Origin of the sequence: Calidithermus roseus, assembly GCF_003574095.1 — a bacterium.
In the GTDB taxonomy this organism is placed as follows: Bacteria; Deinococcota; Deinococci; order Deinococcales; family Thermaceae; genus Calidithermus; species Calidithermus roseus.
Genome location: NZ_QWLA01000092.1, coordinates 1 through 11869, shown reverse-complemented (window position 1 = coordinate 11869; position 11869 = coordinate 1). Strand labels below are relative to the sequence as shown.

Sequence of the window (11869 nt, the reverse complement as noted above, 5' to 3'; positions counted from 1 at the left end):
CCACCCAGCCCCCCAGATCCCACTCCTTGAAGACCCCACCCAGCCTGATGACCCGCTCCTTCACGCCCGAGTCGGCCACCAGCAGGTTGGAGCCGTTGCCTAGCACGCGGTAGGGGGCCTGGGTGGCCAGGGGCAAATCCTCGGGGGTTTCCACCGTCCAGACCTCGGCGGGGCCGCCCACCCCCAAGGTGGTGAGCTTGCTGAGCTCGAGCCGCTCGACCTTCACACGACCTCCTTGCTTGGGCTGACCAGAAGGTGCCCGAGCTGGGATACGCTGCCCGCGCCGACGGTCAGGATCAGGTCGCCCGGCTGGGCGCTATGGCGCAGGTAGGCCAGCGCTTCCTCCCAGGCGTAGTGCCGCGCGGGGCGGCCACGCTGCTCGAGGTGTTCGACGATGTTGCCCACGATCTGGGCGCTGGTGAGCCTTATGGGTTGCTCCGAGGCGGCATATACGTCGAGGAGCAGCACCTCGTCGGCCTGCTCGAGCGCTCTGGCGTAGCCGGGCCACTCCTGCTCGCTGCGCCCGTAGCGGTGGGGCTGGAACACCACCCGCACCCGCAACCCAGTGGCCCTGGCCGCAGCCAGCAAGGCGCTGAGCTTGGTGGCGTTGTGGGCATAATCGTCCACCACTAAAGCCCCCTGCCACTCGCCCACCCGCTCGAAGCGGCGCCGGGCCCCGGCGAAGTCCTCGAGCGCGGCGCGGATGGCTGCGAAGGGGACCCCCATCACCAGGGCGGCAGTCGCGGCGGCGAGGGCGTTGGCGATGTTGTGCTTGCCCGGAACCCGCAGCTCGAGCTGCCCCAGCGCCTTGCCCTGCCAGACGAGGGCGAAGCGGCTGCCAAAGGGCAATAGCTCGATACTCGCGGCGTGGCAGTCGCCTTGTGCCAACCCGAAGCTGTAGCGCTCGGTCCCGGCGGTGAGGGCTTCGAGGTGCTCCCACTCGGCGTTGTAGACCACCCTGGCCGCGCCCTGGGCGAAGGTGCGGACGGCTTGTTTGAGGCTTTCGAAGGATTGGTGGTAGTTGGGGCGTTTGAGGCCGTCAGGGGAGATGTGGTCGGCCTCGAGGTTGGTGATGACGGCGATGCTGAGCTTGAGGTGCTGGAACAGCGGGTCGGACTCGTCCACCTCGGCCACGATGGGGCCACTGCCGATGCGGTAGTTACCGCCGATGGCCGCGAAGTCGGCCCCCAGCACCACCGTGGGGTCCAGGTTGGCTTTGAGCAGGATCTGGGCCAGCATGGCGCTGGTGGAGGTCTTGCCGTGGGAGCCGGTCACGCCCAGGCTCTCTCCCCGGCCCATGATTTCGCCCAGCAGCTCGATGCGCCGCAGCACACGAATCCGGCGGCGGCGGGCCTCGGCCAACTCGGGTTCCTCCTCGTCGATGGCGGTGGAGGCCACCAGCACGTCCACGCCCTCGAGGTGCCCCGGATGGTGCCCCTCGAAAACACGGATGCCCTTCTGGGCGAGCTGGGCGGTGCGCTCGGAGAGCTGCCGGTCGCAGCCGGATACCCGGTGTCCCTGCCACAGCAGGATCTCGGCCAGCGCCGAGACGCTGATCCCGCCGATGCCCATGAGGTGATAGTGGCGCGAGCTCATCGGGCAACCTCCAGCACCAGTTCGGCCAGGCGGTGGGCTGCTCCGGCGGGGGAGAGTTGGGCGAGTGCGTTTCTCATGGTTGGGGCCTGGGTGAAGAGCTGTTCCAGTTTGGTCTGGAACCGCTCCCAGCCCTCTAGGATAACCGAAGCGCCCCGCTGGGCATAGAAGTGGGCGTTGGCCTGCTGTGCGCCACCATCGAGCTCGGGGGGAAGGGGTACGAGGAGGCTGGGGACCTGGTGGAAGGCAGCCTCGGCCAGGGTCCCGGCCCCGGCGCGGGTGATGGCGAAGTCGGCAGCGCTCCAGGCCAGGGGGCCATCCACGAAGCCGCGCACCGCGTAGCCCGCAGTCCTGGCGTGTTCGGCCTGCATCTGGGCTTCCCAGCGCACCCCGCACTGGTGCAGCACCTGGTACTCGCCCACAAAGGGCTCGAGCCGGCCCGGCAACTCGCGGTTGAGTTCTAGGCTGCCCTGGCTGCCGCCCATGACCAGGATGAGCGGACGGGCCGGGTCCAGCCCCAGCGCCCGCCTGGCCTCGGCCTTCTCGTGCCGGATTTCGCGCACCGGGTAGCCCACCACCCGCGAGCGGGCGGCAAGCTGCTCACCCAGCGCCACCGGCACCGTAAGGCCGATGCGCTGGGCCCGGGCGGCCAGCCAGCGGGCGGCCAGCCCCAGCCGGGCGTTCTGCTCGTGGATCACCACCGGCACTCCAGCCCACTCGGCGGCGAAGGCCAGTGGGAAGCCCGCGTAGCCCACGGTGGAGAGCACCGCCCTTGGCCTGAGCCGGCGCAGCAGGCCGCGGGCGCTCACCAGGCCCCGCACCACCTTGCCCCCCTCCGCCGGGCGCAGCATTTCGCGCGAGAGCTTGCCCGCCGGGATGAGGTAGTAGGGCAGGTCCCCCTGCGGGAGTAGGCGGGCCTCGAGGCCCCCCTCCGCGCCCACGTAGGCTACCTCGTTCCCCAGCGAGCGCAGCACCTGAGCGGCGGCCAGGCCGGGGTAGAAGTGCCCCCCGGTGCCTCCGCCCGTCACCAGGATCAGATGGCTCATGAGGTGGCCTCCCGGGACAAACTGGGACGGGCTTCGCGGGCCAGGGCGTGGATGAGGCCCACGGCGAAGCCCGCCGTGATCAGCGAGGTGCCGCCGTAGCTCACGAAGGGCAGGGGCATGCCGATGATGGGGTAGATCAGGGTGCCCATCAGGTTGAAGGTGGTCTGGAAAAGCAGGTAGGAAGTCAGGCCGGTAGCCAGCACCGCGGTGCTGCCCTCGAGGTGCAGGGCGATGTTGAAACCCCGCAGCAGCAGCAACCCCAGCGCGCTCAGCAGCATAGCGCCGCCCACCCAGCCCGTGGCCCAGACGATGGGCACGGCAGCCAGGTCGCTGGTCAGGCCGGTCAGGCCGGTGGGGATCTGCATCGGAGCCCCTGGCCCCCGCCCGAAGGGCCCGGCCTGCAGGATCGCGCGGTGGGCGTAGGTGGCCTGGTAGCCCTCCTTGCCGGGGTCGGCCTCCCCGCGCAGGTAGAGCCGCATCCCCTCGAAGCGCTGGGGGATGTAGGCGAACTTGCTGGGGATGAAGGTCATGAAGGCTAGGAGCAGCACGCCCAAGAGCGCGGTGAGGGCCAGGATGCGCCGCCAGGGAACGCCGATGAGCAGCAACATGGTGCCGGTAAGCACCACCATCAAAATCCCGCCGTCCACGTCGGGCTCGGCCACCACCAGCACCGAGGCCAGCCCCAGCCAAGCCACCACCTTGAGGATGGGTTGGTCGAGGTTGCGCTGGTGGAAGTAGGCTGCGATGTAGAAGATCGCCACCAGCTTCAAGAGCTCGGAGGGCTGGAGGTCGACGGGACCGAGGCTGAACCAGCGCCGGTACTCCCCGGTGGGGCCGGTGCCCACGAAGAGCACCCCCACCAACAGCGCCAGCGTGAGGGCGAACAGGGGCTTGGCGTAGCGCACCAGCCACATCGGGCGCATCAGCGCTCCCAGGCCCGTTGCAGTGATGCACAGAGCCACGCGGATCAGATGCTCCTCGAGCAGGTTGGGGCGGGCAGTGGCGATGCCGATGAACGAGAAGCCCAGCAACAGCGCTTGCGAGAGCAGCAGGACCGGGTCCATGGCTCACTCTCCCCCCAGCGGAACGGCACCCAGCTCGAGCGCCACCTGTCTGAAGACCTTGGAGCGGTGCTTGTAGTCCTTGAATTGATCGAAGGAGGTGCCCAGCGGGGCCAGAAGGATGCTGCCGCTTTGCAGGCGCTTTAGGCCCTCCTGCACCGCCTTGCGCAAGGCGGCCTGCCCCTCGGCTTCGTGGATAGGCACGACCTCGGCGAGGTCGCTGAACCACTGGGCCATTCGTGGCCCGTCGCGCCCTACAGCCAGGATCACCCGCACCCGCTCCCGCACCACCTCGCGCAACTCGGCCACCGGAGCCCCCTTGTCCACCCCGCCTAAGATCCAGGCGATGGGCCGGGGAGCGGCTAGGAGCGCGGCGCGCACTGCGTCGAAGCGGGTGGCGATGGAGTCGTCAATGAAAGTCACCTCCCCCTTGCGGGCGAAAGCCTCGAAGCGGCCCTCGAGCTGCGGTGCCGTGGCCTGGGCTTGCTCGAGGACACCCTCGTCCACGGCTTTCCCGGCCAGTTCGGCGTAAGCCCTGGCCGCCAGGCGGGCCGCCAGCAGGTTGGTCTGGCGGGGTGTGGGCTGGGGCCAGAAAGGGATTCGCCGGGCCACGCAGCCCTGGATGCCTTCGATGATGCGCTCGTCGGCGGCGTTATAGACCAGGGCGTCCTCCGGGGTGAGGTTGCGCAGCAGGTTCAGCTTGGCGGCGTGGTAGGCCGCCAGGGTCTTGTGGCGGTCGAGGTGGTCTACGCCCAGGTTGAGCAGCACCGCCACCCTTGGCCGGAAATGGACGATGCGCTCGAGCTGGAAGCTGGAAAGCTCGACCACGGCCACTTCGGCCTGATCCACGATGTCTAAGAGCGGCGGGTCGAGGTTGCCCCCGGCCAGCGCCCTGAAGCCCAGCGCCTTGAGAAAATGCTCGGTGGCGACGGTGGCGGTGCCCTTGCCGGCGGTCCCCGTGATCCCGATGAGGGGAGTGGGGGAGAGGCGGTAGGCCAGCTCGGCCTCGCCCAGGATTTCGGCCCCTTCCGCGCGCAGGCGCCCCAGCGCCGGGTGGTCGATGGGCACGCCGGGTGCGGCGATCACCTCGCGGTAGCCCGAGAGCTGGGCCGCCGGAGCGAAGCCCCAGGCCTGGGCCTGCGCCACCTCCTCGGCCTTGGGTCGGTCGTCGTGGAAGTCGGCGGGGAGTCCCTTGCGCCGCAGGTAGGCCAGCACCCCCAGGCCGCTGCGCCCCAAGCCGAAGACCAGCCGTTCGCTCATGCCGGGCTCCCCCACAAGGCGTACGAGAGGGCGGTGGTGATGGCGGTAAGGACCACGAAGCGGAACACCACCTTGCTCTCCTCCCAGCCTGAAAGCTCGAAGTGGTGGTGCAGCGGGCTCATTTTGAAGATGCGTCTGCCGGTGCGGCGGAAGTAGGTGACCTGGATCATCACCGACAGCACCTCGAGTACCGGGATCAGCGCGGCCAGGGGCAGCCACCACAGCTTGCCCTCGAGGATGAACACCCCCGCCACCAGCGCACCCAGCGCCATGCTGCCGGTGTCGCCCATGAACAGGCGAGCCTTGGGCGCGTTGTGCCACAAAAAGCCCAGCAGCGCCCCCAGCAGGCTCTGGGCCAGGACCAGCCCCTGGAAGGGCAGCAGCAGCACGGCGGTCACGCTGGCCAGGAGCCCGTCCACTCCGTCGGTGAAGTTGAAGGCGTTGGTGGCGGCGATCATCACCAGCACGAAAAGGATGATGTCCACCAGCGGGTAAGGCGTGTAGGAGACCTGCCTGCTGGCCCAGATGGCGAAGACCAGCCCCATCACCACCTGCACCGCCAGCTTCTCCCGCGCCTTGAGGGGGCGGCGCATCATTCCAGCCAGGTCATCGGCCAGCCCCAGCAGGGCATAGCCCAACCCCAGGAGCCAGAGCCCGGCGTACTGGTCGCCACCCTGCAACCCGTAGACCACGGCTGCGGCCAGCAGAAAGCTCACCCCACCCATGCTGGGCGTCCCACTCTTGCTCAGGTGGCTCTGCGGACCCTCGGCCCGCACCTGCTTGCCCAGGCGCAGCGAGCGCATCAGGGCGATCCACAAGCCACCCAGAAACCACGAAAGCACGACGGCGGCAACCAGCGTCATAGCCCTCCCAGCGAAAGGTTGAAGCGCACCAGGCGGCCATCCTGCAACAGCGACAGGGTCTCGCCGTCGGTGGCGATGGCGCTATAGTCTCCGGGTTGGAAAGCGACTTGCAGCCCACTGGCTGAAATGCGGTAGAGGCCCCTTTTGCCCAGCATGTAGAGGTCCTCGACCACCACGGCGGCGAGGGGTTCTTCAGGCAGGCCGATGCTGCGCCCGCCAGGGTAGATAAACGCTGAGGTGGCGGTGAGGGCCATCACCCGGCGCTCGTCGCCTGCCACCAGCCTGTAGGCGCCTTCGGAGAGGAGGCTCGAGCCACCGAAGAAGGCTTTGCCGTCCACCCAGTAGATCTGGTCCCCCACCGCCAGGGCGTCGAGGGCCTTTTCCCTCAGCCGCAGCAGCCCGCGGCCCGGAGTGTACACACCCTCCTCCAGCCCCACCACCACACCGGGCCAACCCTTGATGAAGCGTGGGCTCGAACTCAGCGGCAGGCTGTTCTCGAGCTGCCCCTGCTCGTAGACCAGCAGCTGGAAGGGGAAGCCCGCGTAGAGCCGGTTGCCGCTGGTGGCCGCTACCAGGGGCACCCCCGGCAGGCTGAACTCGAGCCCCCTCAGGCGCACGGTGCGCCCCTGGATCAGCCCGTTGCTCAGCAGCAAGGTCTGATCAGCGGCAGGGGCCTGACCTCCCCCGGCCTGAGGCACACAGCCCAACAAGCTTAGGAGCAGCAGGCTCAGCGCCAGTCTCATCTCGCCTCCCCCAGAACAGGCCAGATCTCCAGCAGCCGCTCCAGCCCCACCGAGCGCGAAGCCTTGAGGTAGACCAGGTCGCCCGCCTCGACGCTCGAGAGCAGTTCGGCCACCTCCTCCACGCTGTTGGCCACCTCTCCACCCACGGCCTGGGCCTGAGCCTGGGCGTGCGTGCCCAGGAAGATGCGCCGCTCACTCACGGCGGCGGCCTGGCGGGCGGCCTCGAGGTGGTACTCCAGGCTGCGTTCGCCCAACTCCTTCATCTCGCCCAGCACCAGCCACTTGCGCCCCGGTTGGGTTTTGAGGTACTCCAGCCCGGCCTGCACCGAGACCGGGTTGGCGTTGTAGGCATCGTTGAGGATAGTGACGCCCCCGCGGACGAGGCGCTCCATGCGTCCGCTGGGGAGCCGCAGGTGGGCCAGGCGCTCGATCACACCCTCCAGCGGTTCGCCCAGGACTTCGGCTACTGCCAGCGCAGCCAGCGCGCCTAGGGCGGGACCCAGGCCGGCATAGGGAACCCTGACGCTGTACCCGCCGTAGCGGAAGCGGCTCGAGTCACCCTGTAGTTCCAGATCGGCTCCCTGGAAGTCGGCCTGCTCGAAGCCGTAGATCTTCAGGCCGGGAAGCCGGACCCAGCGGGCTGCCTGCTGGCTGCACAGGCGCAGCTCGGTGGCCTCGAGCAGCCGTGACTCCTCGCGGATGACGTTCTCGAAACTGCCCAGACCGTCGAGGTGTTCCGGTCCCAGCGCGCTCAGCAGGCCCAGCGTGGGCCGGGTCATCTCGATGAGCTCGTCCATCTCGCCCAGCCGGTCGATGCCTAGCTCGAGCACTGCCCCCTTAGCCCTCGGGTCCAGCCGCCAGAGAAACTGGGCCAGACCGGGCGCGTTGTTGAGGTTGCCCTGGGGCGCGGGCCAGGCCAGCCCCTGGGCCAGGGCTTCCTTGGTGGTGGTCTTGCCCGAACTGCCCCCCACCGCCACCACCGGGCCGCCGAAGCGCTGGCGCAGAGCCAGGCCCAGCCTACGCAGGGCCAGGGCAGGATCGGCTACCTGGATGGCTCCGGGGTGGGCCTGGTCGGTGATGACGAAGGCCGCGCCCCGCCTCAGGGCCTCCAGGGCGAACTCCCGCCCGTGAACCTTTGCGCCGGGCAGGGCCACGAAGGCCGCACCCGGTTGCACCGTGCGGGAATCCCAGGTGAGGTCGTGGGCCACTGCCACCGGGGGGTGCAGGCGGCCCTCGAGGACGGAGGCGACCCATTCCGGGCTGAAGCTGCCCCAGCGCTGATCGGCTTGTTTGGGCGACGCTTCCATCAGGTCCTGACCTCCGGGATTTGTTCAGCGTAAGCAGTAAGATGTGTCAGATACTCAACATGCACAACAGCCTCACTAAGCGCCCAGTCTACCGGCTTTTGGATGAGGCTTCCAGCCGGGGCGGCTCTCCCCACAGACTGAAGAGCCCGGCCGCGATCTCGCGGAACACCGGGGCGGCCACCATCGAGCCGTGGATGCGGGGCCCCTTGGGGTGGTGCAGCACCACCACCACGGTCACCCTGGGCTTGTCGGAGGGGATGAATCCCGCGAAAAGCGCGTTGTAGACGGTGCGGGAGTAGCGCCCGTCCACCACTACCTGCGCGGTGCCGGTCTTGCCCCCTAAGCGGTAGCCCTCGAGCCTGGCCTGGGGAGCCACCCCGTCGGTGAGGGCCTTGCGGATGCTGCGGGCTACTTCGCTGCGGAACACCCGCTCCCCCTCGCCCACGGCTCCTTGCACCAGTTGCGGCGGCAGGTAGACCCCGTCGTTGGCCAGGGCGTTGAAGGCTGCGGCGAGGTGCAGCGGGGTGATCAAGAAGCCCTGCCCGAAGGTGGCGTTGGCGTACTCGCTGGGCCCCCACTGTTCGGGAGGGCGCACCTGGGGCCGCTCGAGCCAGGCTCCCCTCATCAGGCGGGGGTCGGTGAAGTGCAGCTTCTGCATGCTCTCGTAGAGCCTGCTGCGGTCCATGCCGCTGGCCAACTTGCTGATGCCGACGTTGGAGGAGTACCTGAGCACCTCGGCCAAGGTGAGCTTAGGCGGGTGGGACACCGCGTCGTTGATGGTCCAACCCCCAACTCGGTAGTACATGGGGGCCTCTACCACGGTGTCCAGGTTGGCCTTGCGCTGCTCGAGCAACGTCGCCGCCGTGATGGCCTTCATGGTCGAGCCCGGCTCGAGCGCCACCGTAAAGGCGTGGTTGCGCCAGGAGAGGTCTAGGGCAGGGTCCTGGCGAGGTGCTTGAGGATCGAAGGCGGGACCGTTGGCCACGGCCAGGAGCCGCCCGGTCCTGCTCTCCATGACCAGCGCAGTGCCCCAGTCGGCTTTGGAACTCTCCAAAGCGCTCCACAGGGCCTGCTCGGCCAGCGACTGCACGGCGGGGTCGAGGGTCAGGCGCACGTCGCGGCCTGCGGCCAGAATGCTCTCGAGGTCGCGCTCGAGCCCGGCCAGCCCCTTCCCGGCTACGCCCCTGGGGTCCCGCTCGGCGAAACCGAGCACCTGCGAGGCCGACAGCCCCAAGGGGTACAGCCGCTCGCCCGCACGGCTGCTCATCGCCAAAGGCGTGCCATCGCGGGCCAGCAGGGTGCCTCGAGGGGGCAGTGCTTTGCTGGGCTGGGGGTTGCGCGGTTGCAGTTGGGGCGCGTGCAGGGCCAGCTGCACCAGTCCGTACCCCACCGCCATGCCATAGCAGACGAAGGCGATGATCACCACCCATACCCGGTGCAGGCTGGCCTGGGTCATTGACCCTCCCTGGCCCACTGGGCCACGCTCATGGGAATGAAACCGTTGTTCCTGGCCCACTCGCGCAGGACCAGGGCCGAGGTGTGCTGGTAATGGGTGAGGGTTAGTTGCAGCACGCGGTCTTCGAGTTCGGCCTTGTGCTGCTCGAGCCGGGCGATGGCCTGGTTGGCCGACTGGTTGAAGTAGCCCAGCGTGCCCAGCGTGATCAGTAGAGACAGATACAACCCTCCCCATCGCCCGATCACCCTCATGCCCCTTCCCCTTTCAGTTCCGCCGCGCGCAGCTTGGCGCTGCGGGCACGCGGGTTGGATTCCATCTCCTCCCGGCTGGGAACTACCGGCTTCTTCGTCAGCCCCAACAAGCGCGGGTGCTCGCGCAGGAAGTGCTTCACCAGGCGGTCTTCCAGCGAGTGAAAGCTGATCACCACCAGCCGCCCACCTGGACGCAGCACCTCAGTCGCCCCCTCCAGCAGCTCGCGCAGCGCCCCCAGCTCGTCGTTGACGTAGATGCGCAGGGCCTGGAAGGTGCGCCGCGCCGGGTGCCCAGCCTCGCGGAAACCCGTGGCCTTGCGCACCACCTCGGCCAGCTGGGTGGTAGTGCTGATAGGGCGCGAGGCCACGATGTGGCGGGCGATGCGGTAGGCCTGATTTTCCTCGCCGTAGGTGCGCAGGATGTGGGCGAGTTCTTCCAGGTCGAAGGTGTTGACCACTTCCCCCGCGGTGAGCTCGCCCTCGCCCATGCGCATGTCCAGCGGCCCCTCGAGGCGGTAGCTGAAGCCTCGAGCGGGGTCGTCGAAGTGGTAGCTAGAGACGCCCAGGTCGGCCAGGATGCCGTCTACGAGGGCGATGCCGAGCCTGGACAACTCGGCGGTGAGGTGGCGGAAGTTGGCCTGCACCAGCCTGAGCCCAGGCAGCTTCAGCGCCTGGGCCCGCGCGATGGCCTGGGGGTCCTGGTCGAAGGCGATCACCTCGCCCCCGCGCTCCAGGATGCCCCGCGTGTGGCCCGCGCCCCCCAGCGTCGCATCGACGTAGAGCCCGCCGGGACGGACATCGAGCCACTTTAGCGCCTCCTCGAAGAGCACCGGGGTGTGGGAAGGGGCTTGCTCCAAGGTCATCACCCCACCAACCCCCGCAGTGCCTCCGGAGCGGGCGGATTGGCCAGCACCTGGTTGATGTTCTCCCACCAGCGGCTCTCGCTCCACAGCTCGAGCCGGGTGGGGGCCCCGGCCACCACCACCTCGTTGGAATCTTCGATTCCCGCGAACTTGCGCAGCGGTGGCGGAATGGTGACCCGTGAGGCGTTGTCCATCTGGGTCTTGTAAGCGCCCATGTAGAAAAAGCGCATGAACTTCTGCGACTCCAGGTCGATGAGCGAAAGGTTGACGAGCTGTTGCTCGATCTTGCTCCAGGCCAGCAGGGGAAACATGTACAAGCAGCCCTCGAGCCCCCGTGTGATCACCACGCCGTCCTCGATAAAAGGGCGGAAGGGTTGCGGTATCACAACCCTCCCCTTGTCGTCGAGGCTATACTGGTATTCACCGAAGGGCATCGTCTTTTCTCCAGTTCAGGCCTTTGGCTTCCCTTCGCCAACGGGGTTTTGGGTGACTATCCCACTGGCATTGCTGTTCTGTAGCCCAATCTACCACAAAACTCCCACGTTCTACCACCATATCCCACCTCTGCCCCACTCCTGTCCCACCTTGGCCCCATCCGAGATGAAAGCAGAGCCCATGGGGGCACGGATGATCGATATGCCCGTCTGAGAGGGCGTTTTTTGATGTGGGGATGGTGGGAAAGGCCGAACTGGGGCAAATTCCTGGTTCTATTGGTGCCAGAACCTAGAAATTCGATCTGTTTGGGACGAATAAAGCTAAAGAAAACATTAAGAAACCCCCTCCTCGAGGAGGGGGTTGCCTGGGAAAGGGCGTAAGCCGGGTTCTGTTTCCACGGTCATCTATCTGGGATCGCTGTCGCCAGCGACCTCGAGCGGCCAATCCCTACAGGTGAAGCGAGCCGGGCCAGCTCTCCCTGTGGTGCGCGAGGGCGAAGCCCTCACGTAGGCCTTGCACCGGGTGGGGTTTGCCTAGCTCCCCCTGTCTCCAGGGGCACTGGTGGGCTCTTACCCCACCGTTTCACCCTTACCGCCTGCTGGCGGCGGTCTGCTCTCTGTTGCACTATTCCGTCGGGTTACCCCGCCCAGCCGTTAGCTGGCACCCTGCCCTGTGGAGCCCGGACTTTCCTCAGATGGTTGCCCATCCGCGACCGTGCCCCTTTCCCAGGCAAGACTTTAGCTTAGCTCAAAAGTGGCCTGTGGTGAAAGGGCAGGCTTTTATCACAACCCTCGAATTAGCTTGAGTAGAGCCTTAGGATTCGCCGAGAACTTTCTAACCGAGTGCAACACCGGCCACTTTTTGAGATGCAAGAGGCTCAGGATGACATCGCGTAAGTACATCAGCCCCACCGCCCCCTTGCGGCTGCGGGAGGCATCCTCTCCCAACACCGTGTCTCGCTTGTGGTGTAGACGGTTCTCCACCTCCCAGT

11 protein-coding genes, 1 other RNA gene and 2 pseudogenes are annotated in these 11869 nt (G+C 67.6%); all 14 read right to left on the bottom strand.

Translation table 11 applies throughout. The features are described 5' to 3' along the window. A pseudogene (locus tag Mrose_RS16455) lies at window positions 1-226 on the bottom strand (UDP-N-acetylmuramate dehydrogenase); the annotation flags it as partial. Further along, window positions 223-1596: a UDP-N-acetylmuramate--L-alanine ligase gene (murC, locus tag Mrose_RS16450; RefSeq protein ID WP_119280107.1), complete on the bottom strand. Its 1374-nt coding sequence runs from the start codon at window positions 1594-1596 to the stop codon at window positions 223-225. The gene murC and the pseudogene Mrose_RS16455, both read right to left, overlap by 4 nt. Further along, on the bottom strand, window positions 1593-2630 hold the full coding sequence (locus Mrose_RS16445) for a UDP-N-acetylglucosamine--N-acetylmuramyl-(pentapeptide) pyrophosphoryl-undecaprenol N-acetylglucosamine transferase (RefSeq protein ID WP_119280111.1): 1038 nt from the start codon (window positions 2628-2630) through the stop codon (window positions 1593-1595). Before Mrose_RS16445 ends, murC begins: the two co-directional genes overlap by 4 nt. Window positions 2631-2635: 5 nt before the next feature. Beyond that, window positions 2636-3703, bottom strand: coding sequence for an FtsW/RodA/SpoVE family cell cycle protein (locus Mrose_RS16440; RefSeq protein ID WP_119280105.1), 1068 nt, complete (start codon window positions 3701-3703; stop codon window positions 2636-2638). 3 nt (window positions 3704-3706) lie between these two features. Beyond that, window positions 3707-4960, bottom strand: a complete 1254-nt coding sequence (gene murD / locus Mrose_RS16435; protein WP_119280109.1) for a UDP-N-acetylmuramoyl-L-alanine--D-glutamate ligase — start codon at window positions 4958-4960, stop codon at window positions 3707-3709. Further along, entirely contained in the window at window positions 4957-5823 is an 867-nt protein-coding gene (locus Mrose_RS16430; protein ID WP_119280103.1) for a phospho-N-acetylmuramoyl-pentapeptide-transferase, read from the bottom strand. Before Mrose_RS16430 ends, murD begins: the two co-directional genes overlap by 4 nt. Further along, window positions 5820-6566 carry a nucleoside phosphorylase-I family protein gene (locus Mrose_RS16425; RefSeq protein ID WP_147371690.1) on the bottom strand — a complete coding sequence of 249 codons (747 nt, stop codon included), beginning with the start codon at window positions 6564-6566 and terminating at the stop codon, window positions 5820-5822. Before Mrose_RS16425 ends, Mrose_RS16430 begins: the two co-directional genes overlap by 4 nt. Next, complete coding sequence (locus Mrose_RS16420; RefSeq protein ID WP_119280100.1) at window positions 6563-7873, bottom strand: UDP-N-acetylmuramoyl-tripeptide--D-alanyl-D-alanine ligase; 1311 nt, start codon at window positions 7871-7873, stop codon at window positions 6563-6565. The genes Mrose_RS16425 and Mrose_RS16420 overlap by 4 nt, the downstream gene beginning before the upstream one ends. A gap of 88 nt (window positions 7874-7961) precedes the next feature. Next, window positions 7962-9329, bottom strand: a complete 1368-nt coding sequence (locus tag Mrose_RS16415) for a peptidoglycan D,D-transpeptidase FtsI family protein (protein WP_119280098.1) — start codon at window positions 9327-9329, stop codon at window positions 7962-7964. After that, complete coding sequence (locus tag Mrose_RS16410) at window positions 9326-9553, bottom strand: hypothetical protein (RefSeq protein WP_245970001.1); 228 nt, start codon at window positions 9551-9553, stop codon at window positions 9326-9328. The genes Mrose_RS16415 and Mrose_RS16410 overlap by 4 nt, the downstream gene beginning before the upstream one ends. 23 nt (window positions 9554-9576) lie before the next feature. Further along, window positions 9577-10443, bottom strand: coding sequence for a 16S rRNA (cytosine(1402)-N(4))-methyltransferase RsmH (gene rsmH / locus Mrose_RS16405; protein WP_119280094.1), 867 nt, complete (start codon window positions 10441-10443; stop codon window positions 9577-9579). Next, on the bottom strand, window positions 10443-10877 hold the full coding sequence (gene mraZ / locus Mrose_RS16400) for a division/cell wall cluster transcriptional repressor MraZ (RefSeq protein WP_018465784.1): 435 nt from the start codon (window positions 10875-10877) through the stop codon (window positions 10443-10445). The genes rsmH and mraZ overlap by 1 nt, the downstream gene beginning before the upstream one ends. Before the next feature lie 362 nt (window positions 10878-11239). Then, an RNA gene (gene rnpB, locus Mrose_RS16395) (RNase P RNA component class A) lies at window positions 11240-11606 on the bottom strand. Window positions 11607-11660: 54 nt separating this feature from the next. Then, window positions 11661-11869: pseudogene (locus Mrose_RS19215) on the bottom strand (ISAs1 family transposase); the annotation flags it as partial.